At 64.4% G+C, this 24,004-nt stretch carries 27 protein-coding genes; 2 read left to right on the forward strand and 25 right to left on the reverse strand.

All coding sequences use genetic code 11. The features are described from left to right. Positions 1 to 12: 12 nt before the first annotated feature. The 24 genes from AC127K_RS05540 to AC127K_RS05655 form a co-directional block, all read right to left on the reverse strand. The gene (locus AC127K_RS05540; RefSeq protein WP_294541087.1) at positions 13 to 213 is read right to left on the reverse strand and encodes a hypothetical protein; all 201 of its coding nucleotides are present in this window, start codon (positions 211 to 213) and stop codon (positions 13 to 15) included. Next, a complete protein-coding gene (locus tag AC127K_RS05545) occupies positions 210 to 3,047 on the reverse strand; it encodes a hypothetical protein (protein WP_483721875.1) in 2,838 nt (945 codons plus the stop codon). Before AC127K_RS05545 ends, AC127K_RS05540 begins: the two co-directional genes overlap by 4 nt. 10 nt (positions 3,048 to 3,057) lie before the next feature. Further along, positions 3,058 to 3,432, reverse strand: coding sequence for a hypothetical protein (locus AC127K_RS05550; RefSeq protein WP_294541083.1), 375 nt, complete (start codon positions 3,430 to 3,432; stop codon positions 3,058 to 3,060). A 2-nt stretch (positions 3,433 to 3,434) separates the two neighbouring features. Beyond that, positions 3,435 to 5,258, reverse strand: coding sequence for a phage tail protein (locus AC127K_RS05555; RefSeq protein WP_483721876.1), 1,824 nt, complete (start codon positions 5,256 to 5,258; stop codon positions 3,435 to 3,437). Positions 5,259 to 5,273: 15 nt separating this feature from the next. After that, a complete protein-coding gene (locus AC127K_RS05560; protein WP_294541080.1) occupies positions 5,274 to 5,846 on the reverse strand; it encodes a Gp15 family bacteriophage protein in 573 nt (190 codons plus the stop codon). Then, the gene (locus tag AC127K_RS05565; RefSeq protein WP_294541078.1) at positions 5,843 to 6,292 is read right to left on the reverse strand and encodes a hypothetical protein; all 450 of its coding nucleotides are present in this window, start codon (positions 6,290 to 6,292) and stop codon (positions 5,843 to 5,845) included. Before AC127K_RS05565 ends, AC127K_RS05560 begins: the two co-directional genes overlap by 4 nt. 48 nt (positions 6,293 to 6,340) lie before the next feature. Next, on the reverse strand, positions 6,341 to 6,826 hold the full coding sequence (locus AC127K_RS05570) for a hypothetical protein (RefSeq protein WP_294541076.1): 486 nt from the start codon (positions 6,824 to 6,826) through the stop codon (positions 6,341 to 6,343). Between the two features lie 14 nt (positions 6,827 to 6,840). Then, positions 6,841 to 7,272 (reverse strand): hypothetical protein, encoded by a 432-nt coding sequence (locus AC127K_RS05575; protein ID WP_483721877.1) that lies wholly within the window; start codon positions 7,270 to 7,272, stop codon positions 6,841 to 6,843. Positions 7,273 to 7,284: 12 nt separating this feature from the next. Continuing rightward, positions 7,285 to 7,701 (reverse strand): hypothetical protein, encoded by a 417-nt coding sequence (locus AC127K_RS05580; RefSeq protein WP_294541072.1) that lies wholly within the window; start codon positions 7,699 to 7,701, stop codon positions 7,285 to 7,287. Continuing rightward, on the reverse strand, positions 7,694 to 8,059 hold the full coding sequence (locus AC127K_RS05585) for a head-tail connector protein (RefSeq protein ID WP_294541070.1): 366 nt from the start codon (positions 8,057 to 8,059) through the stop codon (positions 7,694 to 7,696). Before AC127K_RS05585 ends, AC127K_RS05580 begins: the two co-directional genes overlap by 8 nt. A gap of 14 nt (positions 8,060 to 8,073) precedes the next feature. Further along, positions 8,074 to 8,931 carry a N4-gp56 family major capsid protein gene (locus AC127K_RS05590; protein WP_483721878.1) on the reverse strand — a complete coding sequence of 286 codons (858 nt, stop codon included), beginning with the start codon at positions 8,929 to 8,931 and terminating at the stop codon, positions 8,074 to 8,076. Between the two features lie 28 nt (positions 8,932 to 8,959). Continuing rightward, on the reverse strand, positions 8,960 to 9,130 hold the full coding sequence (locus AC127K_RS05595) for a hypothetical protein (RefSeq protein WP_294541066.1): 171 nt from the start codon (positions 9,128 to 9,130) through the stop codon (positions 8,960 to 8,962). Next, complete coding sequence (locus AC127K_RS05600; protein WP_483721879.1) at positions 9,111 to 10,457, reverse strand: hypothetical protein; 1,347 nt, start codon at positions 10,455 to 10,457, stop codon at positions 9,111 to 9,113. The genes AC127K_RS05595 and AC127K_RS05600 overlap by 20 nt, the downstream gene beginning before the upstream one ends. An 18-nt stretch (positions 10,458 to 10,475) precedes the next feature. Next, positions 10,476 to 11,765: a PBSX family phage terminase large subunit gene (locus AC127K_RS05605; protein WP_483721880.1), complete on the reverse strand. Its 1,290-nt coding sequence runs from the start codon at positions 11,763 to 11,765 to the stop codon at positions 10,476 to 10,478. Further along, complete coding sequence (locus AC127K_RS05610; protein WP_294541060.1) at positions 11,749 to 11,940, reverse strand: hypothetical protein; 192 nt, start codon at positions 11,938 to 11,940, stop codon at positions 11,749 to 11,751. The genes AC127K_RS05605 and AC127K_RS05610 overlap by 17 nt, the downstream gene beginning before the upstream one ends. 106 nt (positions 11,941 to 12,046) lie before the next feature. Next, positions 12,047 to 12,499 carry a sigma factor-like helix-turn-helix DNA-binding protein gene (locus AC127K_RS05615; RefSeq protein ID WP_483721881.1) on the reverse strand — a complete coding sequence of 151 codons (453 nt, stop codon included), beginning with the start codon at positions 12,497 to 12,499 and terminating at the stop codon, positions 12,047 to 12,049. A gap of 178 nt (positions 12,500 to 12,677) precedes the next feature. After that, positions 12,678 to 14,228: a cardiolipin synthase gene (cls, locus tag AC127K_RS05620; RefSeq protein WP_483721882.1), complete on the reverse strand. Its 1,551-nt coding sequence runs from the start codon at positions 14,226 to 14,228 to the stop codon at positions 12,678 to 12,680. A 135-nt stretch (positions 14,229 to 14,363) separates the two neighbouring features. After that, complete coding sequence (locus AC127K_RS05625) at positions 14,364 to 15,125, reverse strand: ABC transporter ATP-binding protein (RefSeq protein WP_294541054.1); 762 nt, start codon at positions 15,123 to 15,125, stop codon at positions 14,364 to 14,366. 10 nt (positions 15,126 to 15,135) lie between these two features. Further along, positions 15,136 to 15,948 carry an ABC transporter permease gene (locus AC127K_RS05630; RefSeq protein WP_483721883.1) on the reverse strand — a complete coding sequence of 271 codons (813 nt, stop codon included), beginning with the start codon at positions 15,946 to 15,948 and terminating at the stop codon, positions 15,136 to 15,138. A gap of 270 nt (positions 15,949 to 16,218) precedes the next feature. Beyond that, complete coding sequence (locus tag AC127K_RS05635) at positions 16,219 to 16,653, reverse strand: M48 family metalloprotease (RefSeq protein ID WP_294541050.1); 435 nt, start codon at positions 16,651 to 16,653, stop codon at positions 16,219 to 16,221. A gap of 28 nt (positions 16,654 to 16,681) precedes the next feature. Beyond that, positions 16,682 to 17,050 (reverse strand): helix-turn-helix domain-containing protein, encoded by a 369-nt coding sequence (locus tag AC127K_RS05640; RefSeq protein WP_294541048.1) that lies wholly within the window; start codon positions 17,048 to 17,050, stop codon positions 16,682 to 16,684. A gap of 846 nt (positions 17,051 to 17,896) precedes the next feature. Further along, positions 17,897 to 19,114, reverse strand: a complete 1,218-nt coding sequence (locus tag AC127K_RS05645; RefSeq protein ID WP_483721884.1) for an iron-containing alcohol dehydrogenase — start codon at positions 19,112 to 19,114, stop codon at positions 17,897 to 17,899. Between the two features lie 372 nt (positions 19,115 to 19,486). Continuing rightward, positions 19,487 to 20,485, reverse strand: a complete 999-nt coding sequence (locus AC127K_RS05650) for a GGGtGRT protein (protein ID WP_483721885.1) — start codon at positions 20,483 to 20,485, stop codon at positions 19,487 to 19,489. 20 nt (positions 20,486 to 20,505) lie between these two features. Next, the gene (locus AC127K_RS05655; protein ID WP_294542702.1) at positions 20,506 to 21,207 is read right to left on the reverse strand and encodes an iron-sulfur cluster assembly scaffold protein; all 702 of its coding nucleotides are present in this window, start codon (positions 21,205 to 21,207) and stop codon (positions 20,506 to 20,508) included. A gap of 328 nt (positions 21,208 to 21,535) precedes the next feature. Here AC127K_RS05655 and AC127K_RS05660 point away from each other — a divergent pair, with 328 nt between their 5' ends. Beyond that, positions 21,536 to 21,913: a desulfoferrodoxin family protein gene (locus AC127K_RS05660; RefSeq protein WP_294542700.1), complete on the forward strand. Its 378-nt coding sequence runs from the start codon at positions 21,536 to 21,538 to the stop codon at positions 21,911 to 21,913. 95 nt (positions 21,914 to 22,008) lie between these two features. Here AC127K_RS05660 and AC127K_RS05665 read toward each other — a convergent pair whose 3' ends face one another. After that, positions 22,009 to 23,337: a hypothetical protein gene (locus tag AC127K_RS05665; RefSeq protein ID WP_483721886.1), complete on the reverse strand. Its 1,329-nt coding sequence runs from the start codon at positions 23,335 to 23,337 to the stop codon at positions 22,009 to 22,011. A 149-nt stretch (positions 23,338 to 23,486) separates the two neighbouring features. Between AC127K_RS05665 and AC127K_RS05670 the strand changes: the two genes are divergently transcribed. Beyond that, positions 23,487 to 23,996, forward strand: coding sequence for a phosphatase PAP2 family protein (locus tag AC127K_RS05670; protein WP_483721887.1), 510 nt, complete (start codon positions 23,487 to 23,489; stop codon positions 23,994 to 23,996). The last annotated feature ends 8 nt before the right edge of the window (positions 23,997 to 24,004 follow it).

Below are 24,004 nucleotides of genomic sequence, written 5' to 3' on the forward strand. Positions count from 1 at the left end.
CCCTTTCCCGCCTCAGTCCAGCTCGGTCAGCCGGCCGGTCAGGAAGGTTTCCAGCTCCTGCACCGCCGCCAGGGCGGACTCGTCCAGCAGCACGCAGTTGGCGCGCTTGTTGCTCTCGGTGATATTGCCGTCACCGTCGATCACGCTGTACATGTAGGCACAGCGCTTGCCTTCGGCGGTGGTGTGTACGGTAAAAGCCGTCAGTTTTTTCATACGGTCTCCTCCATTTCTTCCAGTCTGGCCCACTCCGCCGCCACGGCGTCGGTGAGGGCATCCAGTTCTTGGGTGCGGCGGGCCGTCCGGGCGGCCACAAAATCCAGCTCGGTCTCCCCGGCCGCGTCCGGCACGCCGCCGCTGTCCGGCACCGCGTCGGCGTAACAGTCGCTGTATCCCTGCTGGGGTGCCAGGACCAGCCAGTCAAAGGCCGTGCCCGCCGGCCCGTGGACCAGGGCGTTCCGGCCCTGTTTTTCCACCCAGAATCCCGGACCGGCCCCGGTCACCAGCCACTGGGGCAGGGCGTGGGGGTCCAGGCATTCCTCCAACACCGGATGGATCACCAGCAGGCAGAGCCCCTCCTCATCCAGAATGCCGCTGCCGTTGTCACAGAAGATGGCGGCGGGGCTTTCCATGGCGTTCAGGGCCCGGTTTCCGTAATGCCCGGTGGCGACGATGCGGTTCTTGGCGCCGGAGCACCCTATATTGCCGTTGACGTAAAACCCCTGGCCGTAGATGCGCACCGCATTGTCATAGGCCTGGATCTGGGCGTCGTTCTGGCCGGCCACCCCATTTTCCAGATACATCTGGTAGCGGCAGCGCTGGATGCGGGCGTTGATGGTGTCGCTGCCATAGACCGCCCCGCTGAGATAATTCACATGTCCGCTCTGGATGTCGGAGTAGGGGTCGTAGGTGTAGCCCACCTGCAGACTTCCGGCGGCGTTTTTGTATCCGATTCCGGTCAGGCCGGAGGTGGAAAAGATCGCCGTCATGCTGCGGTTGAACCAGCTCCAGTTGTTTTCCATGCCGGAGCGAAGTGCCCCGCCGGTATAGCTGTTGAAGCCGTTCCACTGGAACCGGGTATAGTCTTGGTCCGAACCGGCCCGGAGCGACGCCCCGTTGCCGGCCACCAGCGCCGCGCTGTTCAGGTCAATGGTCAGCGCACCATTCTGGCTGGCCAGGGTACCGCTTTTGATGTTGTCAGCGTTCAGGTTGGTCACGTTCACCCGGCCGGCATCGATGGTGCCGGTGGTGATGTTGGCGCCGTTGATGGTGGTCTTGCCCTCTCCGGCCAGATCGGTGAAGCTGACCGTACCGGTCAGGTCGATGACCGCGCTGGAAAGCTGCACCCCCGCCGCCGTCAGGCTCAGTCGGGTGTTCCTGACCCCATCGATCTCCAGGGAGGGGCTGTCCGCTTCCAGCGTACCGGTGCCCTGCCGGATGTTCACAAAGAGGTAAAGGCGGGTCACGGCCCGGGAATCCAGCTCCATCCGCCGTTCCAGCTCGGTCCAGTCACACACAGCCCCCGAGCTGCCCTCCGAGGCCAGAATGGCCAGGGTACTGCTCTGATAGCTGCCGTCCTCATGCATGGCAAACAGCGTGATGTATGCCTGGTTGCCCGCCCCGGCGACCTGGATCTCCCGGGTGATGCGATACCGCAGCCGGACCTGCAGGGCAGCCCCCGCCAGCACCGGCAGGTCCTGTTCCGGCAGGTCCATGACCGCCCCGCAGCTGCCGGTGCCGTCCCCCTGCAGGGTGACCTGCTGCCCGTTCAGGGTGACCGTGCCGCCCGCACCTTCGGAGGAACTGCCCCGCCGCCAGACCGCCGATGCCAGACGGTTTCCCGGGAAATCCTGCTGTGCACTGAGTTCCAGGCCGTCCACCGTGGTCTGCATTTCCAGCACCTTGCCCTGCAGATCCCGGTAGCTGCGGGTGTTCACGGCGGTGGTGGTGTCCCGTCGGGCGTTGCCGGTGCTTTCCAGCTCCATGGTCTGACCGCTGATCCGGCGCTTCATCACCAGGGTGCGGCGTACCTGCCCGTAGGCGTCCACCACATCCAGGGCCGTCCCGGGACGGATCTCCGGCACAAACGGCATGGTCAGGCGCAGGGGGGTATACCCCATCCCCTCCACCGAGGCAAACACCGTGCGGGCTACCGGTTCCAGGGCGGCGGCGCTGTCGGTGGTCAGCAGCAGATTGCCCCGGATCACCAGGGCATTGGTCCCGGTCTCTGCCGGGGGCCAGATGACCCCCACATCCCCATCGCTCTGTTTCAGCTGCACCTTGTCCACCGGGGCCGTCTGGTAGTCCTCGTACTGCAGGGACCCCTGCAGATAATAGCCGGCTTGCTGGGACACACGCCACACCGCCTCTTCCGCCGTGCGCAGGATCCCATCGGACAGGCGCAGCCCCACCGGCACAGCCGCCTCCCCGGGGGCCGCGATCGCCGGCATGCCCTCCATCCGGGAATACCAGGCCAGTTCCAGCTGTCCCTCCGCCGTCATGCGGGCAAACCGGCCGTTGGCCTGGGCCGTCCACTGCAGCAGCTGTCGTCCGGTCACACTGCCCCCGTCAAAGGGCCGGATCTGGTAATCCCCCTGGGGCAGCCCGTCCAGGGTCCCCGCCGCCGGTTCCACCCCGCAGGCCTCGCAGAGCCTTTTCAGGAAGTCGGCCATGGTCAGGGGGAAGGGGGTTTCTTCCAGCCAGTGGGACATATCCCGGTCGAACAGGGTCATGCGGTCATACGCGGTGATGCTGTACACGTTGGCACTGTCCTTGGTGGGCTTTTCGGCCAGAAAGATGCCCACCTGGGTCTCGGTGCCGGCTGCGGTATCCAGACGCAGCAGGGTCAGTTCCTCTCCCTGGGCGATGCGCAGCCCGTTTTCCGGCGCCCACAGTTCGATCTCGGCGCAGGCCGCACAGGCCGCACCGGGGCACAGATCATCCTCATCGCTGACCTGCTCGGTCAGGGTCACGCTGCGGATGGCGTTGTCCGTATCGGGACCGCTGGTCAGCACCCGGCCATCCGCCAGCAGGATCTTGTGTTTCAGCATGGGTCCCTCCTCAGCACTGAATGATGTTGAAATTGAAGTTCCGCCACAACCCGGTGCGCCGGTTCTTCCAGACGGCGCTGCACTGGCTCATGTAGGCGGTGCAGGTCTCGGTCTCGCCGCTGGCGCCGAACACCGGATGGGTGAAGGCAAACTGTGCCTTGCCCGCAAAAAGGTCCCGCAGATACCGCAGTTCCTCGTCGGTGAGCCATGCGTAGGAAAAGCTCCAGCTGCCCACCTTTTCCCGCACCATCATCCGGTGCATGACCCCGCTTTCGTCCCGGCCGGAATCGGAAGCGTCCAGATCGGCAAAGCTGAATTCCGGTTCGTCGTCGGGAACCAGCATGGGGACCCCGTCCACCTGATAAAAGTCCACTTTTGTCCGCATGCTCAGTATCCTCCCGTCATGACGCCCTGCTGGCGCTGGTAGCGCTGCACCGCACGGCCGATGACCTCATCCCCCACCCGGATGCCGCAGACGGCCTCCAGGATCTGGCTCAGCAGCCGGCTCACCTGGGTCAGGGCGGCCAGTTCGCCCTCCTGCATGTCCTGCATGGCGGCGGCCACTGCCTGCTGGATGGTGGCCAGGGGGGCTTCCACGTTGGTGCCCTGCCGCTGGTCGCCCAGCACCGCCAGGAATTCCCGGTTGGGCGGGATGACCGCACCCCGGGCCAGCGCCGGGACCTGCAGGACCTCCCCGGGCAGGGACGGCAGGGCGCGGAACTCCGCCGCCCGGGTGTTGCCCACCTTCTGGGCGTTGCTGGGCAGACCGCCCAGCCGGTCCGCGGCGGCAAAGACACTGTCCAGCCAGCCGGTAATGCCGGACACGAACCCGTCAAACAGCGACTTCAGATGGTCGATGGCGCTGCTGATGGTGGAGGTGATGCGCTCCCACACCCGGGCGGCGGTGTCGGCCATATCGTTCCAGGCTTTCTGCCATTGTCCGCACAGCACGTCCGACAGGAAATCCGCCAGCCCCCGCAGGGCGGTGAGCAGGGTGCTGACCAGACCGGCCACCACGCCCACGGCGGTGGTCACCGCGCCGCTGATGGCCAGACAAAGCTGGGTCACCAGCGGTCCGAAGGCGGCGGACAGCCATTCCAGCAGCGGTGCCAGCACCTGGTTCCACAGATGGAGCATCAGGTTGGCCACCGAACCGATGTACAGGGTGAATTCCCCGAAAAGAGGCACCAGACAGTCCTGCCACACGGCGGACACCTGGGCCAGCAGCCCCTGGGCCAGGGGCAGGATGGTCCCGGTCCACAGGGCGTCCAGGATGCCCACCAGGTTGTCGATGGCCTGGATGATGCCCTGGTGGATGGGGGCGCCGTAGGTCTGCCAGACGGTGTAGATGCCCCGCATGAGTTCCGTCCAGACCGCCAGCCCGGTCTGCAGGGCCGGAAGCACCACCCCGTCCAGCGCCTGCCCGATCACCCCGGCCAGCCACACAAAGGCGTTGCCCAGGCCGGTAATGGCCGCGGTCCCCACCCCGTTGATCACCGGCCAGAGGGCCAGCGAAAACTTGTTGACCACCCCGGGGATGAATTCGGTGAGCAGATAGTTGCCCAGCGGCACCAGACTGCCCTGCCACAGGTCGTTGATGGCGGTGCGCAGCGGCTCCCACACCTGCAGGGCCGCGTCCCGCATGTGCCGCCAGACCGACCCCCAGGACAGGATGGTGTCGGCGTAATATTTGCGCAGGTACGCCCACAGGGCATCCAGCAGGTCCCGCACGGTCTGCACCGCGGTCCGGGTCTCCTGCACCGCCTCGTCGGCCTCGTTTTTGGTGCTGCTGCTCTTCTTGCTGCTGCCGGAAGAGCCTTTGCTTGCCGACGAGGACGCCGGGGCGCCCAGCCGGATGATCTCGTCGAACCCGGCCAGACTGCGCACCGCCTTGGCGGTGCTCTTGGCTGCGGAAGCCGCCGCCTGCTGTACCTGGTCCAGGCCGACCGCCGCCTTGGCTGCCCCGCTGCGCCCGCCCAGCGTCCCGGTCAGGGTGTTCAGCTGGGCCAGGGCCGGGTTCAGGGTATCGGTCAGCGGGGCGGCGGCATGGACAAAGGCCGACCGCAGCCCCTGGGTGACCGCGGTTGCCCTGCGCGCCCCGGTCTCGGCGGTGCGCAGGGCGGTGTTCAGCCCGCTCAGGCTGTCCTGCAGTGCTCCCAGCCTGGTCTTCAGGGCGGAGGAATTTTCCTCAAACAGAATGGTTTTTGCCAAATCGTTCCCCCTCTCTCATTTTGTCAGCATGGCCAGCAGACGGTCATGTTCCGCCTGCTCGGCCTGACTGCGGGCGGGGCGCAGGTCGATTTCGGACCGGTGGGCCCGGTAATAGCTCAGTTCCCAGGCTTCCAGCTTTTTACCCCGGCGCAGCTTGTCCCGGATGGACACCACCGTGGCCAGCGGCCCTTCCCCGATGGCCGAAAACCAGGCCAGGAAACTCCACCAGTGCAGAAAAGGCAGGGACCGCACCTCACATCCCGCCGCCCGGTTCACCCCTGCCACGATCATGGGGGCGTCCCGCTGCCAGTCCAGCAGCCGTGGGCCCGGAGGCGCCGTATCCGGCCGGCCGCCGGCGATGAACTCCGCCAGCCTGCGGGCCGCTTCCGGATACAGGGCGGGCGGCATGCGGGGAAAGTCCCGGTAAAACAGGGCCATGGCCACATACCACCGTTCCTCCGGCAGCAGGGTCTCCCCCTGGTCCCCGTCCAGCCAGCCGATCACCTCCAGCACATCCCGGAAGTCCCCGTGGATGGCCCAGGACTGTTCCCCCACCGGCAGGGCGGCGGGCAGGTCCCAGCCGGTCATGCCTGTCCGCCCCGGGCGGCCCGGGCTGCGTCCGCCGCCGCCACCGCCTGTCGGGCGGTGGCTTCCACCGTGTGCTGGGCGCCTGCCTGCAGGATGGGGGTCAGGGCTTCCAGCAGATTTTCCACCACACGGCGGCCGTTGGTGCCCACACCGGCCAGGTTGACCCCGTCCAGCAGCACATCAAAGTCATTGGGGGCGCCGAAGACCCGGTTCAGCAGGGCCTTGATCCGCCGGTCATAGTCCGCCAGCAGCGCCAGCGCCGCCCCGCCGCCGTCTTCGGGCAGGGCCGCGCTTTGGCGGGTCAGCTCCTCATCCAGGGCGGCCAGTTCCTCCCGGGCCGCGAAAAAGCGGTGGTAGAGGTTGGGGTCCCCGGGGTTGAAGCGCAGCACGCCCCGCCCGTTGACCTCGAATTCCTCCACACCGGTATCCACCAGCAGTTTGTGCATCGAAAAATCACGCTCCTTTGCAGTTCCCGCCCACCCGCCCTGCGGGCTTTACGCCGCCGGGGTGGGGGTGAAGGTCTTGGTGCTCACGTTGAAGGTGCCGGCGGTCTTGACGCCGGTGTAGTGGACGTTGAAGGGGATCTGGTAGCCGGTGGTGTCGCCGCCGTAGCTGACGATCTCCACGTACACTTCTTCCTTCACGGCCGGATAGGCGCCGTCCCCCTCATCGCCCCACAGCTTGACCTCCACCATGTCGGTCTTGAGCTGGTCCAGCACCAGGTCACCGTCGATGATGGCCTGGAGCTTCTCAAACAGGGGGTCGTCCTTCTCGGCGTAGTAGGGCGAGACTTCGCCCTGCTTCTGGTAGCTGTCGATGACCACCGAGGTCTGGCCCAGGATGTTGGTCTTTTTTTCCACATTGGCGCTCAGTTCGGGGGAATATTCCTCCAGGTCGGCGCCCAGGCGGCAGTATTCGCTGTCCGCGTCGGAAAAGGCCGCGTTCAGGTAGTGGGCCATGTATTTGCGTTCGATCTTCAAAGGGTTCTCTCCTTTCAGTACTGCAGGGTGTATTCGGCTTTCAGCTGCACGGCATAGACGGCGGTACCCTCATCGGAGGCACGTTCCAGTTTGGCGTCGGCGGCGGTCAGCCGTTCCTGTGCGGTGTCGGTGTTGCCGAACACCGGGGCCGTTCCCGCCGCGCTCTGTTCCAGCACCCAGCGCTGCAGTTCCAGCAGGGTGGCGGCGTTGTCGCGGGCGCTGCGCCCGCCGTAGGGCAGCACCAGCCGCAGGGTGAAGGAAGCCCGACAGCGCAGGCGCAGCTCCCCCCACAGGTTCACCCGCCGTTCGGTCACCTGCACCCCCGCCGGGAACAGCCCCGCCGTCCCCGGCACCGCCGGGGCGCCGTCGACCCACAGGGTCTTCACCCCGGCCAGGGCGGGCGCGGTGCGCAGCCAGTCGCACAGGGTCTTCAGTTGCTCTTCCATGGGCGGTCCTCCTCAGTTGGTCAGGCTGTGGGCGCCGCTGCCGGAGCGGGTCCACCAGCCGCCGGCTTCCAGGTGGCACAGGCGCCCCCGCACCGTTTTGGGGTCCACATACTGCACACAGCAGACGCCGGGGCGCACCGCAGACACAAATTCCGGCCAGTCCTCCCGGGCCAGTTCCGGCCCGGTACCTTCCAGTACCCGGTCACCGGGTTCCAGGGTGTAGTCCTGCCCCGGCAGCCCCGCCGCCGCCGGAATGATGAGCACAAAGGCCTGGGCCTGCTGCTGTCCGGTCTCGGTGTGGGTCATCCGCACCCGCCGGTCCAGGAATACCCCCTGCACCACGGTGCGGCTGATCGTCCCGGCCGCTTCGTCCGGGTGGTAGAGGGTGACGGTCTGGGTGCACAGGGGATACCGCAGGCGTTCACCCATGGCGCACCCCCCGCCGCATGAGCAGGAAGTCCCCGGCCACCTGGCGGAAGTAGGCTTCCCGCAGATAGAGGGTGGTGGCGGACAGTTCCGCCGGGGCAACATAGGTCTCGCTCACCGAGCCCACACTGGCCGAAGCCAGACCGCGGCGGCTGTCCTCGGCGTCAAACTCGTACATGGCGTCGGCGATGGCACACAGGGCGTTGTCCTCGGCGTCGGGGATGCCCTCCCGGGGGCTCACCCGGAACACCTGGTTGTAGTGGGCCAGCTTGGCGGCGGCCCGCTTGGCGTAGCGGGGGAAGTCCGCTTCGGGGATATCCTCCCCCAGGTAGGCATCGGTGTAAAAAGCGTAGTCCGGCAAGGCGATGCCCCCTCTCAGACCTTGAACTTGGCCAGCACCACCTTGGCTTCGTTGGACAGCACCGCCACATAGAACTCATCGGCGGTGATCTCGGTGGTACGGATCTTGGGTTTGCGCTCGGCCTCCACGTTGACCTCCCGCTTGCGGTAGATGGTCAGGGCCGGGATCTCGTCCTCGGTTTCGGGATCGCTTTCCAGACGGACGATGGGGCAGGAGTAGTTGGCGTCGTCGTCCACCAGGGGCACCTTCTTGGAGGGCACCACCCGGCAGCCGGCCACCATGCCGATCTCGCCGGAGACCATGACCCCCGCCTGGTACTTGTCGGCGGAGAGGAAGTCCGGATCCTTGCGCAGCTGGGTGACCTGCTTGGGGTGGACGAAGATGACCTTGTCGCTGCCCTGTTCCTCCTCGAACAGGTCCAGGGCGTCCACGATGCCCGCATAGCTGATGTTGGCGCTGCTGCCGTCAAAGGTCAGGCTGGCCCCCTGGAGGGCGTCCATGCAGTCGTTGTCGATCTTGGCGGCGATGGACAGGGCCAGCTGGGTGTTGGCCTCGCCCACCGGGTTGCCGTAGCCGGAGAGGACCGCCTCGTCGGTGAGGCTGATGCCCTTCATGGCCTTTTTCACGGTGGCCTTGCGGGTGGAGGTGGTCATCTTCTCGATGGCCACCTCGGCGCCTTCGGCCACGTCGGCGGCGTCGCCGATGTAGCCGTAGGCAGGCACGGTGATGGTATCGCCCGGGACACCCACCAGGGTGTCATCCACCTTGGCGAAGGGCGCCACCCGCAGTTTCTTGGGGATGCGGGCGCTCACCATATCGCCCATGACTTCGGGGTCGATGAGGTCCGCCAGTTTGGTGGTCATATCTGCCATATGTATGTTCTCCTTTCAGATGTCAGGTTCAGCCGCGGCGCAGCTGTTCGTAGGCCGCGGGGTCGCTGTGCTTGAGGGCCAGCCGTTCCCGGTAGCTCATGCGGTCCAGGGCTTCCCGCCCGGGCAGCATGGCCGCCGTGCCGGTGCCCGCCGCGTAGGGGGCGGGGGTGGTGGCGGGTTCATTCTGGTTGGGTTCCATCCGGTTTCACCTCCTTTGCATCGGGCATATACCGCCCACGGATGGCGGCCAGGTCGGCCTCGGTCTCGTGGGGCAGTCCGAAATACCAGGCCAGGGCCAGTTCGGGGCGCAGCAGGCCGCCGTCCACCATGTCCAGGTATTCGTTCCAGGTGCGGGTGCGGTCGTACAGCACCCCGTCCCCCCAGTCCAGGGTCAGGGCGGCATCGGGGTCAAAGGGTGCGCCGGCGCACAGGCCGTAGGCACGGCCCAGGGCGTCGCACAGGGTCAGGGCCTCCCGCAGGGCCCGCTCCCACATGGCCTGAAAATCCCGGATGGTCAGGTCATAATCCCCCGTGGAGGCGGTCACCTCGGTGGCGGTGCGCTCGGTGGCTTCCACCTCACTGAGCAGCCCCCGCTTGAGCCCGATGAGGCTCTCGCACCCCCGCAGGATGTCCTGCTTGCGGGCCAGATAGCTCTGTTCCCGCAAGGCGGGGCTGTACACCGTCACCCCCAGGTTGGCGGGGTCGTCGGGCAGGCCCACAAAAAGGTCGTCCCGCAGGTTGCGCCGGCCGGAGGCATCCTCCTGCAGCAGATCCTCCGAGGCGAACACCCGGGCGGCGCCGTTCTCAAATTCCCGGCGCAGCTGGTGTTCGGTGCGGCCCAGGCTGTGGATGAGCCCAGCCGCCGGGGCAAAGACCGCCACCGCCTCGGGGCCGCCGTCCACACAGTTGAGCAGGGGGGTGCGCAGGGTGGCCAGTCCCACCCCGGGCACACCGGGCAGCAGCAGGGTGGGGCGCAGGGCCTCGGTCTCAGGCAGGGTGGCGAGGGTTGTTTCCCGCCCCAGGGCGTCCCCCGCCAGCTCGAAGAGGCGGGTCTCGATGCAAAGCCCCTGGTTCCCCGCGCTGCGGCGTTCCAGCAGGGCGTACCGCCGCCCGCCCCGGGCCAGCAGTTCCATGGTGCCCACCGCCTGCAGCCGGCCGTGGGCGTCCCGGGCCAGGGGGGCAAAGCAGTCCCGTCGCACCGGCACGAAATCGAAGTGCCCGTCCCGGGGCACCGGCTTGAGCAGGCATTCGCCGCCCACCAGGGCGTTCTGCAGCGCCCGACGCCGCACGGCGTTCAGCGCCTGCAGGTTGCTTTCCATCCAGTCTGCCCCTTCCAGGCGGGTCTCGTACTCCGCAAACACCGCACGGCAGAGTTTGTCCACAATGAGCACCGGCAGCCGGCCGGAGGGGTCCTCCCCCGGCAGGGTCCGGCCGAAATACAGGTCGAACCACTCGCGGATGGCCGCGTGCATGGCCGGCCCGGTCACATCGGACCGGCCAAAGGCCTGTTCCAGAAATGTTTTCAATCCTTCCTCCTTTGTCACTCAGCGGCCCCGGCGCCGCCAGATGCTTTCCACCGCGTAGCGCACGGCGTCGATGTGGTGGTTGTTCACATCGGGATACCCGGGCAGCACCGCGCCGGTGCGGGGGTCCCGCTCATACTCATAGGATGTGAACTCGGCGGCGGTGTCGGGGCAGCGGGCGGGGTCGATGACGATGGCCCCCAGACTCTGCAGCCATTTCATGCTCTGTTCCACGCTGCCCGGTCCCTTGCGGGCGGCGCGGCAGGGCAGGCCGAATGCCCGGTAGTCGGCACAGCTTTTGGGTTCGGCGGAATCGGCGGTGAGCCAGCCGCCCTCGTCCCCGCCTACGCCCCGGTCCAGCAGCAGTCTGGCGGTGTCCCGGTTGGAGGTGCGGTGGCGGGTGAGCTCATCAAAGAGGTAGAGCACCCGTCGGGCGGGGTCGTAGGCCGCGGCGTTGTAGGCCCAGGGGTCCGGGTACCAGCCCCAGTCCACCCCGTGGTACAGCCGGTCAAAGGCCGCGATCCGGGCTTCGGGGATGGGTTCCAGCTTCAGGTTGTCGAACACCGCCGCGCCGCTGCCCACCACCTCGCCCAGATACTCGTGGCGGTAGGCCACCGGGTTGACCTGTTTCAGGTGTTCGGCATCGGCCAGGAACCGGGGTCCCAGCCAGTGGGGCGGCAGATCCTTGTAGGTGGAGTGGAGCACCCGGCGTCCGTCCCGGGATTCCAGTACATACCGGTTCACCCAGCTGCGGCCCATGGCGGGCGGGTTGAAGCTTTTGAAGGCCAGACTGAACCCGCCGCCCCGGAAGACGCTCTGCTCCACGCTGCGCACCTCCTCGGGGCCGTCGAACTGGTCCAGTTCCTCGAACCAGGCCAGACCGATATACCCGAAGGGTGCCCGCACGCTCTTGAGCTTGCCCGCGTCGTCCAGGCCGAAGAAGAAGATCTTCTGCCCGGTGGGCAGGTAGGTGCACTCCATGGGGCTGACGGTGCACCGGAACCTGCGCCCCAGGCCCAGGGCGGCAATGGCCCAGCAGATCTGGGCGTAGACGCTGGTGCGCATGGTGCCGCCCACCTTGCGCAGCACCACGGCGTGACAGTCAGGGTGGCGCAGCAATTGCAGAATGATTTCCAGGGAAATATAACTGGACTTGCCGGAACCGCGGCCCCCTTTGGCCACCAGTTCCTGCACGCTCCCCCGGCGGATCTCGCAGTGCACGCCCCAGAACACCGGGGCGATCACCTCTTTCAGTCGTACACGGATGGGTCGTTCCTCCTTTCCTGTGCGGGGGTCATTCCCCGTCCACAATGACCACCCCCTCCTCGCTGCCCGGGCCGTCCCCCATGCCCAGGTACCGGTAGATCATTTCCAGCGCCCGCAGTTTGTCCGCCGCCTTCACCGGCAGGTCCCCGCCGCGCAGGTCGGCAAAGGCGATGAGCGCCAGTTCGTCCAGCACACGGTCGGGTGTGATCCCGTCCTGCATCGTCCATCCCCCTTTCCGCATTCATAGCCTACCATGTTCCGTCCCGAAAGTTCAACAAAACGTTACCGTATTCTGTAAGAAATCCGGACGAAACATCCCCGCAGGCTCAATATGTACCCTTCAGCCGCCCTTTTTGTTTGGTTTCCGTTCCTGTTTCCTGCAAGTCCACCACAAGCAAACGCATGCCCTCGGTCTGCAGCTGCTCCACCCGCCGGGGTACCACCCCCATCTCGTCGGCGGCTTCGGCGGCGGTCTGTCCCTGCAGGAACCGTCGGCAGAGGACCTCCCGCTGCCGTTCATCCTCCAGCCGGCTGATGGCCCTGACCATGCGGCGCCGCAGCACCACGCACCGGGCCGCCTGGGCCTCCATCTCCTGCCGCGCCTGGGCCAGGTCCCTGGCCAGCCAGTCCGGCGGCGGCGCCTCCTCGCTGCCGTCCCGGAGCCGGCACAGCTCCCGCCCCTGGCTGCGCAGCGCATCCAGTTCGCTGCACAGCAGCCGCAGGCGGCTCTGCTCACGGCGATACTGTTCCATCCATTTGCTCTTTTCCCGATTGTTCATAGATCCTCCTTTTGTCTGGCAATAGTGTTACAGTTTTCTGTAAGGCCAGTATATTCCAACAACCTTTGGTTGTCAACCCTGCGGAGCCCTTCCGGAGAACTATTTTTATTTCCCTGTTTTTGCTGCAAAAATACCCCCGGCGGAAGTTCCCGCCGGGGGTATACCGTGTTTTGATACTTCAGCACAAAGGCGCCAGCAGCCGCAGGGCGGCGGAAAGCAGGGTGCCGAACCAGCCGGTGCGGCATTCGCTCAGATCCACCAGATGGCTCTTTTCCTCAATGTCCAGCATATCCGCCCGCAGATCCTCCAGGGCCTGGCAGCCGTAGAGCACCGCACTGCATTCAAAGTGCAGATACAGGCTGCGGTAGTCCAGGTTGATGGACCCCACCGCCCCGATGTGCCCGTCGCACAGCCAGTTCTTGGCATGGAGGAACCCGGGGGTGTAGGTGAAGATCTTGACCCCTGCCCGGATCAGCACCGGGAAGTAGCTGCGGGTGAGCTGGTAAATGCTCTTCTTGTCCGGGATGGCGGGGGTGTACACCCGCACATCCACCCCGCGTTTGGCCGCCAGACACAGCGCCGTGAGCATATCGTTGTCCAGGATCAGGTACGGGGTGGTGATGAACAGCTCCCGCTGGGCCTGGTTGATCATTTCCAGATACACGTTCTTGGCCACGCACTCGTCATCCACGGGGGTGTCGCAGAAGGGCTGCACCAGCCCGGTATGCCGCACGCCCTCGGGCATCCGGGGTCTGGGCACCGCCCGCTCGTCGCTCTGGGGACGGTTGGCGGTCCAGAATTCCAGGAACATGGTGGCAAAGCTCCAGGCGGCGGGCCCGCACAGCCGGACCCCCGCATCCCGCCAGTGTCCGAAGCGGCGGATGCGGTTGATGTATTCGTCCGCCAGGTTGATGCCACCGGTGAAGGCCACCTTGCCGTCCACCACCAGGATCTTGCGGTGGTCACGGTTGTTCATGACCAGGTTCACCATGGGCACAAAGGGATTGAAGGGCAGCGCCCGGATGCCCTCGGCTTCCAGCTTGCGCCAGTACCCCACCGGCAGCCGGGTGACGCTGCCGGCATCATCGTAGATGAGCCGCACGTCCACCCCCTGGGCGGCCTTGCGCCGGAGCACGTCATGGACTTTGTCCCACATCTTGCCCTGGGCAATGATGAAGAATTCCACAAATATATACTGTTCGGCGCTCTCCATCGCTGCCAGCATGGCGGGGAACATGGCTTCGCCGGAGGGGTAATAGGTCACTTCGGTGTCCCCGTACAGGGGGAACCCGCCCTGCCTGCGCAGGTAGTTGGCGGTGCGCCCCGCCCGGGGGTCCACGGCGTCCAGGGCGGCATAGGGGCCGGGGGCGTCGGTGCGCAGGGGGCTGATGCGCTTGCTGGCCTTTTCCAGCTTGCGGCGCAGGCGGTAGGCGGGGCGGTGGTCGCCCCACATGAGATACAGAAGCCCGCCCTGCACCGGCATGAGCATGAACAGGGCCATCCAGCTGATCTTGAATTCCGGCACGGTGGAGTCCTTGCGGATCAGGGCCGCGCACATGATGATGCTGATGGCCAGACAGATAAAGTTGATCCAGCTGGCATAGACGGTGAGTTCGTTGAACAGCACGAACATCCAGATGACCTGCAGCAGCAACAGCAGCATGGTGACCACCAGACGGCTGAACACGAACTGCAGCAGGTTTTTGATCTTTTTTCTGACTTCCTCCATAGGGGTCCTTTCCATTGGGTTTTGCCGAAAAGCAGGTATGACCGGGGTCATTCCTACTGTACCATGCCCTGTGCCCGGATGCAAGGGCGGTGGTCCATACAAAAAAGCCGCCCCGCGGGCGGCCTGGGTCCTGATTTATGCTTCCCCTCTGCGCATGGCATCCTCGTATTCGTCGCAGACTTCCCGCACGGGGCCGTCGCCGCGCTTGACGCCGTGGTCCAGCCAGATGGCGCGGTCGCACAGTTCGCAGACCTGGGGGGTGCTGTGGCTGACGAACAGCAGGGTGGTGCCGCCGGACAGCATCCGGTCCAGACGCTTGAGGCATTTCTGCTGGAACATGAAGTCGCCCACGGCCAGCACTTCGTCCACCACCAGCAGGTCGGCGGTGACTTCGGTGGCGATGGCGAAGCCCAGACGGGTCACCATGCCGGAGGAGAAGTTCTTCACCGGCACGTCGATGAATTCCCGCAGTTCGGCAAAATCCACGATATCGTCAAAATGGGCATCCATAAAGCTGCGGTCATGGCCCAGCACCGCGCCGTTGAGGTAGATGTTTTCCCGGGCGGTCAGGTCCATATCAAAGCCGGCGCCCAGCTCGATCATGGGGGCGATGCTGCCGTACACCCCGCAGGAGCCCTGGGAGGGGTACATGACGCCGGCCACCACCTTGAGCATGGTGCTCTTGCCGGAACCGTTGCGGCCGATGAGGGCCACAGCCTCGCCCCGGCGTACCTGGAAGGATACGTCTTTCAGGGCGTAGAATTCGTTGAAGCTCAGTTTGCCCTGCAGGCGCTTGACCAGGGTTTCCTTCAGGGTCTCGGTCTTTTCGGTTGCCAGATTGAACCGCATGGATACATGGTTCACATCCACAATGACCGGCTGCTCATTGATGTTCATGTGGGCCTCCTTACACGTACAGGATAAAGTTGCGCTGCAGCTTGCGGAAGGTCCACAGACCCACAAACAGCATCACAAAGCTGGACACGGCACAGGCGATCCAGGTATTGGGACCGGGAATGTTGCCGTACATGACCAGGTTGCGGAAAAAGTTGATATAGTGGTACATGGGGTTGAACTTCATCAGGGTCTGGGCGAAGTCGGGCAGCTGTTCAATGGGGTAGAAGATGGGGGTGGCGTAGTTCCAGCCCAGGGTGACCACGCCGAACAGATGCTGGATATCCCGGAAATACACGGTGAGAGCCGACAGGGTCATGGCCACGCCGGCGCAGAAGATCAGCAAAAACAGCAGCGGGATCCAGAACAGGAGGATGGTCCAGTGCAGAGGCGACCGGGTGATGAGCATGACCAGCACGACGGCGGCCAGACTGAAGCTCATGGTCACAAAGCTGGACACGACCCGGCTGAGGGGGAAGATATATTTGGGGATATATACCTTTTTGATCAGGGCGGCATTCTGGATGATGGAAACAAGGCCCATGTTGGCGCTTTCATTGAAGAAGGTGAACAGGGTATTGCCGCAGATCAGGTACAGCGGGTAGTTGGGGATGTTGCTGCGGAACATATAGGAGAAGATGATGGTCTGGACCATCATCATCAGCAAGGGGTTCAGCACGCTCCAGATATATCCCAGGAAGCTGCGGCGATACTTGACCTTCAGGTCACGGCCCACCAGTTCCCGGACCAGCGGCACATATTGTACAAAGTGAGATACCATCACCTTGTACTGACCTGATTTCATCTGTTTCGCTGCGTTGTCCACGCTACCACTCCTTTATTCTGATAAACTTTGCGCGGGCTCCGTATCTGCCGCGCCGTTCCGGTGCAGGGTCCTGTTCCCGGCGGCCGGGATGGCCCCTGCGGGAAAGGGCGGTTTCCGCCTCTGCCCGATTCCGGGCATGGAATCACCGCCGGGAACGCCGGAGCCGTCCTTTTGCCTTCCTGACCGGAAAGGCGGAACACGCCCGTTCTTTCCCCGGCTGTGTGCGGGAAACCATGATTTCTGTTTATTATAGCATATCCTGTCCCAAAATCAAACCGATTCCCCCTCTGTACCGGCAAAGGTTTTGCCCATATTGCGGTACAATTCGCAGGCTTTGCGCAAAAAGTCCTCGGTCACGCAAAAATATTCCGCCGCCTCGGACAAGGTATCCCCCGCCCGCAGCCGGACGGACAGCTCCTCATAGGGCAGGTATTTGAGCACGGCGGCCTTGTCGGCCCGGTGTTCGGCCTGGGCCCTGAGCTGATAGGGGCTGTAGGCGGTGTAAAAGGCGCCCGAGGCAAAGTGACCGTCCTCATGGATCAGCGCGGTGCGCAGTTCGGCCTGGGTGCCGAAGCGGCGGCTGTCCACCCCCACCATCCGTCCGTTGGCCAGGGCCAGACAGCGGTTGGCCCGCAGCGGGCAGTCCAGCACAACGATATCCTCCCGTTCCAGTTCGGCAACGGTGCTGTCCAGGTCGTAGGGCATGGTGTTCCTTTCTCCGGGACGGGGGCGGTCACCGGCGGCCCCGGTTGATCTCCGCCCGCAGGCGGATGAGGGTGGCGATGTCGGCCTTGTCGTCCTCGGTCAGATAGCGTTTGCAGTTTTCGTAAGCCGCGATGGGTTCATCCCGCAGGGCAGGGTCGTCCGCCGGGGCGGGCTGGGTCGGATCGGCGGGCAGGGGTTCCTCCCCGGCCAGCTGGGCGATGCTCACCCCGAAAAACTCCGCAATGGGACCGGCATGCTTCAGGGTCAGCTGTCGGGTGCGCCCCGCGCCCAGTTCGGACAGGGTGCTGCGGGGGATCCTGAGCTGACGGCACATCTGGGTCACATTGATGCCGTCACGTCGGCAGAGTTCCAGGATATTCTCATACATGGCGTTCATGGGCCGGCTCCTTTGGGTGGTGTTTCTGTTCCTGAATTCAGAGTATCTTGTTTTCAGTTTTCTGTCAACCCTGTGGAGCTGTTTCCTGTGTTTATCCTACCACAAAGGATTCGTCATAAACCGGACTGTATCCTGTCAAGGATGTCCCTGTGCAAGGGGAGGTGCCGTGCAGCGGCGGTGGGGTTGATTGACCTCGTTGCTGCCGGGAAAGCGGCATTTTGCCGGGTGGTCCTTCCTTTTCGTGCCCGAAAAGGAAGCGAAAAGGGCCCGCCGTTCCGATGCGGCGGCCGCCGGCTGGGGCTGCGGCTTTTTGCCTGAGCAGCTATGCTGCGAAATCGTGCGAAGCACGATGCAAAAAACAACGCGCAGCGTTGGTTCCGAAATTGGCTGGCCGCGAAAAGCGGCCAATGGTCAGGGTGAGAAACCTTGCTCCATTGAGATGCGGCCACCTGACGACGGCCTATTCACCGGCCTGGGGGCCGGTGAACAAGGAAGGGATTTAAAGCCATTTCCCGCAAGCTGCTGCTATTGGCAGGCTATGGGTTGGCCGCGGCTTTCCCGTACGGATTTAAAAAATTTTCCTTGCTCAGGCCCCCCCAGGGCCTGAGTAGGCCGTCGTCAGGTGGCCGCACTCCCCGGGTCCAGGGCCGCAGCCCTGGTCGGCGTCCACCGCCTCGAAACGGTGGCGGTTTTTCGGTTCCTTTTTGACGCCAAAAAGGAACAACTCCCCGGCAGACTCCCGTCCGCCAAAAATCTGGTGTCGCCTTCCACGCAACACACAAAAACCCGGGCACCCCGCCATTGCAGCGGAGCACCCGGGTTGGGTTTGGTCGGTAAGTACAGGGATCAGAAGTCCACTTCCGTGTCGTAGTAGCAGCACTTCAGCAGCTTTTCCATCTCCTCCTGGCTGGGCTGCCGCGGGTTGGACCCGGTGCAGGCGTCGCCGATGGCGTTCTTGGCGATTTCAGGCAGGCGCTCCAGGAAGACCTCTTCCGGTACGAAGCCCTGCTCACAGGGATAGCTGTCGGCGCCATAGAACTTGATGCCGTGGGGGATGTTCAGATCGTCGTTCATGCCGCGCAGATACTCGATCAGCAGCTTGACCTTTTCGTCGTCGTTGGCCCCGCCCAGCTTCATCTCGTCGGCAATGACGCCGTACCGTGCCTTGGCGGTGGGGTCCTTGGCGTTGAAGGCGATGACCTTGGGCAGATACATGGCGTTGGCCGCACCGTGGATGATGTGGGCGCCGTAGTCCGCAAAGGCCGCGCCGGTCTTGTGGGCCATGGAGTGGACGATGCCCAGCAGCGCGTTGGAGAAGGCCATGCCGGCCAGACACTGGGCGTCATGCATGGCGTCCCGCTTGGCCATATCGCCGTTGTAGCTGCCCACCAGATCGGCCTGGATCATGCGGATGGCAAAGATGGCCAGAGGATCGGTGTAGGCGCAGTTGGCGGTGGAGACATAGGCTTCGATGGCGTGGGTCATGGCGTCCATGCCGGTGTGGGCCACCAGCTTCTTGGGCATGGTCTCGGCCAGTTCCGGGTCCACGATGGCCACGTCGGGGGTGATCTCAAAGTCCGCGATGGGATACTTGATGCCCTTGGCGTAGTCGGTGATGATGGAGAAGGCCGTCACCTCGGTGGCGGTGCCGGAGGTGGAGGAAATGGCGCAGAAATGGGCTTTCTGGCGCAGTTTGGGGATACCGAAGACCTTGCACATCTCCTCAAAGGTGATGTCGGGGTATTCGTACTTGATCCACATGGCCTTGGCCGCGTCGATGGGCGAGCCGCCGCCGATGGCGATGATCCAGTCGGGTTCAAATTCCACCATGGCAGCCGCGCCGCGCATGACCGTTTCCACCGAGGGATCGGGCTCGATGCCGTCGAAGATCTTCACTTCCATGCCGGCCTCGTGCAGGTAGCCGACCGCCTTGTCCAGGAAGCCGAACCGCTTCATGGAGCCGCCGCCCACACAGACGATGGCCTTCTTGCCTTCAAAGGTCTTGAGCGCTTCCATTGCGCCTTTGCCGTGATACAGATCGCGCGGCAGGGTAAATCTTGCCATGGGAATTACCTCCTTTAATCGGGTCTGTTTGCCCGTGTACATACGGATTGGCGGGGGCGGGCCCCATCGGGGTGCCGGACCGTGCTTGCCGGGGGGTCCGGCACAAGGCTGATAAAAGCTGGTCACAATTTTTCACAATTGATAAACTTTTATCAATCTTTGATACAAGTATACTCCCCCTCCCGGCGGGAATCAACGCGCAAATGCGCCAAAAATCCGGGTGGTTTTCCGGCTTTTTGACCAGAGGGAAAGGTCTGCGCCAAGGCCGGGGATTTTCCGCATCGTCCCGCCCGCGTCGGCACGCAAAAAGCCCCGCCTGCCTTTGAAAAGCAGACGGGGCTTTGCAAGTTTTATGTCAGAGCGTCGGAAGGATTATTCCGCGACCTGAGAAGCCGCAACAGCGCAGGCGACGGTCATGCCGACCATCGGGTTGTTGCCGGCGCCGATCAGGCCCATCATCTCCACGTGAGCGGGCACGCTGGAGGAGCCGGCGAACTGAGCGTCACCGTGCATACGGCCCATGGAGTCGGTCAGGCCGTAGGAAGCAGGGCCGGCAGCCACGTTGTCGGGATGCAGGGTACGGCCCGTGCCGCCGCCGGAAGCGACGGAGAAGTACTTCTTGCCGTTCTCGATGGCCCACTTCTTGTAGGTGCCGGCCACCAGGTGCTGGAAGCGGGTGGGGTTGGTGGAGTTGCCGGTGATGGAAACTTCCACGCCTTCCATCTTCATGATGGCCACGCCTTCCAGAACGTCGTTGGCGCCGTAGCACTTGACAGCAGCGCGCTCGCCGTCGGAGTAAGCGGTGGTGTTGACGACCTTGACCTCACCGGTCTTGAAGTCGAAATCGGTCTGCACATAGGTGAAGCCGTTGATGCGGCTGATGATCATGGCAGCGTCCTTGCCCAGGCCGTTCAGGATGACGCGCAGCGGGGTCTTGCGGACCTTGTTGGCGGTGCGGGCAATGCCGATGGCGCCTTCGGCGGCGGCGAAGGATTCGTGGCCGGCCAGGAAGGCGAAGCAATGGGTGTCCTCATGCAGCAGCATGGCGCCCAGGTTGCCGTGGCCCAGGCCAACATGGCGCTGTTCGGCAACGGAGCCGGGGATGGTGAAGGCTTCCAGGCCTTCGCCGATGGCGGCGGCGCAGTCGGCAGCGTTCTTCAGGCCGCGCTTGACAGCGATGGCGGTGCCCAGGGTGTAGGCCCAGACAGCGTTATCGAAGCAGATGGGCTGCACGCCGCGGATGATCTTGTCGCAGTCGATGCCTTTGGAAAGGAGCAGTTCGTTGCAGGCGTCCAGGGATTCGAGGCCGTTGGCTTTCAGGCACTCGTTGATTTTGGGCATGCGGCGCTCCTGAGATTCAAAAGTAGCCATATAGATGATACCTCCCTGTCTTATTCTTCGCGCGGGTCGATGTACTTCACAGCGCCCTGCTCAGCGGAGAAGCGGCCATAGGTGCCGATGTTCTTCTCGTAGGCGGTCTTGGGATCAACGCCGTGACGGATGTCTTCCATCATCTTGCCCAGGCGGACAAACTGATAGCCGATGACCTGGTTGTCCTTGTCCAGAGCGGTCTTCAGGATGTAGCCTTCGGTCAGTTCCAGGTAACGGACGCCCTTGGCCTTGGTGGAGAAGATGGTGCCGGTCATGCTGCGCAGACCCTTGCCCAGGTCATCCAGGCCGGCGCCGATGGGCAGGCCGTCCTCAGAGAAAGCGGTCTGGCTGCGGCCGTAGACGATCTGCAGGAACAGCTCGCGCATAGCCACGTTGATGGCGTCGCACACCAGGTCGGTGTTCAGAGCTTCCAGAATGGTCTTGCCGGGCAGGATCTCGCCGGCCATAGCGGCGGAATGGGTCATGCCGGAGCAGCCGATGGTCTCGACCAGGGCTTCCTCGATGATGCCGTTCTTGATGTTCAGGCTCAGCTTGCAGGTGCCCTGCTGGGGAGCGCACCAGCCCACGCCGTGGGTGTAACCGCTGATGTCCTCGATCTTATAGGCCTTTACCCACTCGCCCTCTTCCGGAATGGGCGCGGGGCCGTGCTTCGGGCCTTTGGCGATGGGGCACATGTGTTCGACTTGTGCAGAGTAGGTCATAATTTTCTCTCCTTTGCCTGTATTGTGCGCATGCCGAGAGCCGGCGCACGCCTTGTGAATTCATTCACAGCCAATTCTATTATACGTTCCTGCCGTGCAATTTTCAAGGTGTCTTGCCCGAACTTTTGCGCTTTTTGGCGTTTTGTTCGCCGCTGCGGAAAAACTTTTGAAAAATATTGCCGTGGCAACAAACCATTTGTGCCCCTGTCGTGTATACTATAAACACGGGAAGGGCAGCGACGCCCGGACCTGAACTGATTCAGAACCAAGACGCGGCGGGCTGTGCCGCGCTTTCACCCCCACAAATATACAAACGGAGGTTTTTACCATGATCAAGATCTATCGCTGTGCCCACTGCGGCAACATCATCACCATGCTCCACGATTCCAACGTTCCCGTGTTCTGCTGCGGCCAGAAGATGGACCTGCTGGTTCCCGGCAGCGTGGACGCCGCCCAGGAGAAGCATGTTCCCGTGGCCACCGTCAACGGCAGCACCGTGGAAGTGAAGGTGGGTTCCGTGACCCATCCCATGACCGCCGAGCACTGGATCGAGTGGATCCTGCTGGAGACCGACAAGGGCTTTGCCGTCCAGCACCTGACCCCCGACGCCCAGCCCGCCGCCACCTTCGCCCTGGCGGAAGGCGAGACCGCCAAGACCGTCTACGCCTACTGCAACCTCCACGGTCTGTGGAAGGCCGACCTGTAATCGGCGGCTCCTGGTTTCATCGCCAACTTTCCCTTTTTACTCTCCATACACAAAAAGCGGCATCCGCTCCGGCGGGTGCCGCTTTTCTTTCAGGATCAGGTCTCGGAGGGTCCGTACACCCCCGCCCACTGCCGGGGCGCCTGGGCGAACACCGCCCCCGCCAGCAGCAGGGCCGCCGGGTTGGTGGTCAGGTGGAAGCTCTGGCATTCCATATAGGCGTACAGCAGCATGACCAGCAGACAGCACACCTCCACCCGGCCGCTCCGGCGGGCAAAGCCCCACAGGGCCGCGGCGATGACCGCCGCCAGCAGCAGGGCCATCACCGGGCCGAACTGGTAGAGGGAAAACACAAAGCTGTTGTCCAGGGCCGGCCACTCGGGCAGCACCTGTCCGGCGATCTTCACGTCCAGCAGCCGGTAGGCGATCCACACCAGCGCCAGCCGCCCGGTGAGCAGGTCATCCAGGCGGGCGATCCAGGCGGGGCCGAAATCCGACCACCAGGGACCGTTTTTCACCATGGGCAGGGGCAGCAGAAAGCTCACCGCCGCCAGGGCGGGGACCACCGCCGCGCACAGGGGCGCCGCCAGCCCGGGCATGGCTTTGTCCCGGCGCAGACGGCACCAGACCAGCAGCACCGCCAGGGCGAAGCAGCACAAAGCCGCCGTGCGGCAGGCCGGCCCCTTGTACAGGAACACCCCCACCGCCGCGACGATCACCGGGTCCGCCCAGCGGGGCCGGCGGGCCCGCAGCATGGCAAAGGCCATTCCCAGCCCAAAGACCAGCCCGCCGAAGGTGTTGGGATGGCCGTAGCCGTAGGTGCCGCGGATCTCATACAGATTGCGTTCCGCCGCCAGACCGGGGGCAGGCGGCAGCATGCCCGCATAGTTGAGTCCCACCACCAGTAGGATGGCCGCCGTCCCGGCCATCAGGAAGGTCCTGAGCGCCTTGTCCAGGGGTAGGTCCTTGGCGGCCAGCACGGCCACCGCAATGCCGATCCACCAGATGTTGTGGCAGTTGAAATAGACCCACCGGGCAATGAAGTACAGCGCTCCGGCCACCCCCAGGCTGCGCCAGGTATACCGGGTGCCCAAGAGGATCTTGGCCCCGAAACAGAGGAAGGTCACCCAGTCCAGCACCGGGGACAGCACCCCCTGCACCCAGGGCCATGCGTCCCGGGCCATGCTGTTGCAGAAGGCCACGCTGACCTCATAGGACGCCATGCCCACAGCAAAGCAGACCGCGCCGGCCTTGGGCCGCCAGGATGCCCCCCAGCCGCCGAACAGGTAATGGTCCTGCCGCCACAATACGCCCAGGGTCCGGCGGATCCGGCCGGGCCCCGGCCCCTGGGCAAGCCATGCCTGCCCCAGGTCCCACACCGCCGCCGCGAACAACGCCAGCAGCAGTCCGTTTGCAAATCCGAACACCCGGTCCGGCCCCCTTTTCAAAAACATTCTGGGCCTATTATACCCGCCGCCCCCCGGTTTGACAAGCCGCCCGGGGGATGGTATCCTTGACCTGTACCTATTATAAAGAGGCTGTGTGCCCTGCCAAATTCCGGAAAGGAGGCTTCCCCATGACCGCAGACCGTTACCGGGCGGTGATCGGCTGGTTCCGCGCCCGCCCCGCCGCCAAACGCCTGCTGCGGGCCGCGTCCCTGGGGGCGGTGACCGCCGTCTACCTGCTGTACGCCGGACTGGCCTTCTGGCTGGCGCTGCAGAGAGACCCGCTGCTGTGGCCCTTTCTGGCGGTGCCCGCCGGGGTGTTTGTGCTGGGCACCCTCCTGCGTCGGGCCATCGACCGCCCCCGCCCCTATGAGACGCTGGCCTTCACCCCCCTGTTCCCCAAGGACACCCGGGGGCAGAGCTTTCCCAGCCGTCACTGCTTTTCGGCGGCCTGCATCGCGGTGGCGGCCGTCCGGGTCTCCCCCGTCTGCACCCTGATCCTGGGGGTGCTGGCGCTGCTCATTGCCCTGACCCGGGTGCTGAGCGGGGTGCATTACATCTCCGATGTGCTGGCCGGTCTGGTCTTCGGCGCCGCCGCGGCCGGGGCGGGATACGCCCTCTGGTTCCATTTTGTGGGATAAGGAAAGGA

Source organism: Subdoligranulum sp. DSM 23681, from assembly GCF_057005535.1.

Bases quoted from the DNA above. Each gene is read 5' to 3' on its own strand.
- AC127K_RS05540 (WP_294541087.1), bottom strand. From the start codon at position 213: ATGAAAAAACTGACGGCTTTTACCGTACACACCACCGCCGAAGGCAAG.
- AC127K_RS05545 (WP_483721875.1), bottom strand. From the start codon at position 3,047: ATGCTGAAACACAAGATCCTGCTGGCGGATGGCCGGGTGCTGACCAGC.
- AC127K_RS05550 (WP_294541083.1), bottom strand. From the start codon at position 3,432: ATGCGGACAAAAGTGGACTTTTATCAGGTGGACGGGGTCCCCATGCTG.
- AC127K_RS05560 (WP_294541080.1), bottom strand. From the start codon at position 5,846: ATGACCGGCTGGGACCTGCCCGCCGCCCTGCCGGTGGGGGAACAGTCC.
- AC127K_RS05565 (WP_294541078.1), bottom strand. From the start codon at position 6,292: ATGCACAAACTGCTGGTGGATACCGGTGTGGAGGAATTCGAGGTCAAC.
- AC127K_RS05575 (WP_483721877.1), bottom strand. From the start codon at position 7,272: ATGGAAGAGCAACTGAAGACCCTGTGCGACTGGCTGCGCACCGCGCCC.
- AC127K_RS05580 (WP_294541072.1), bottom strand. From the start codon at position 7,701: ATGGGTGAACGCCTGCGGTATCCCCTGTGCACCCAGACCGTCACCCTC.
- AC127K_RS05590 (WP_483721878.1), bottom strand. From the start codon at position 8,931: ATGGCAGATATGACCACCAAACTGGCGGACCTCATCGACCCCGAAGTC.
- AC127K_RS05595 (WP_294541066.1), bottom strand. From the start codon at position 9,130: ATGGAACCCAACCAGAATGAACCCGCCACCACCCCCGCCCCCTACGCG.
- AC127K_RS05610 (WP_294541060.1), bottom strand. From the start codon at position 11,940: ATGCAGGACGGGATCACACCCGACCGTGTGCTGGACGAACTGGCGCTC.
- AC127K_RS05615 (WP_483721881.1), bottom strand. From the start codon at position 12,499: ATGAACAATCGGGAAAAGAGCAAATGGATGGAACAGTATCGCCGTGAG.
- cls (WP_483721882.1), bottom strand. From the start codon at position 14,228: ATGGAGGAAGTCAGAAAAAAGATCAAAAACCTGCTGCAGTTCGTGTTC.
- AC127K_RS05625 (WP_294541054.1), bottom strand. From the start codon at position 15,125: ATGAACATCAATGAGCAGCCGGTCATTGTGGATGTGAACCATGTATCC.
- AC127K_RS05635 (WP_294541050.1), bottom strand. From the start codon at position 16,653: ATGCCCTACGACCTGGACAGCACCGTTGCCGAACTGGAACGGGAGGAT.
- AC127K_RS05640 (WP_294541048.1), bottom strand. From the start codon at position 17,050: ATGAACGCCATGTATGAGAATATCCTGGAACTCTGCCGACGTGACGGC.
- AC127K_RS05645 (WP_483721884.1), bottom strand. From the start codon at position 19,114: ATGGCAAGATTTACCCTGCCGCGCGATCTGTATCACGGCAAAGGCGCA.
- AC127K_RS05650 (WP_483721885.1), bottom strand. From the start codon at position 20,485: ATGGCTACTTTTGAATCTCAGGAGCGCCGCATGCCCAAAATCAACGAG.
- AC127K_RS05655 (WP_294542702.1), bottom strand. From the start codon at position 21,207: ATGACCTACTCTGCACAAGTCGAACACATGTGCCCCATCGCCAAAGGC.
- AC127K_RS05660 (WP_294542700.1), top strand. From the start codon at position 21,536: ATGATCAAGATCTATCGCTGTGCCCACTGCGGCAACATCATCACCATG.
- AC127K_RS05670 (WP_483721887.1), top strand. From the start codon at position 23,487: ATGACCGCAGACCGTTACCGGGCGGTGATCGGCTGGTTCCGCGCCCGC.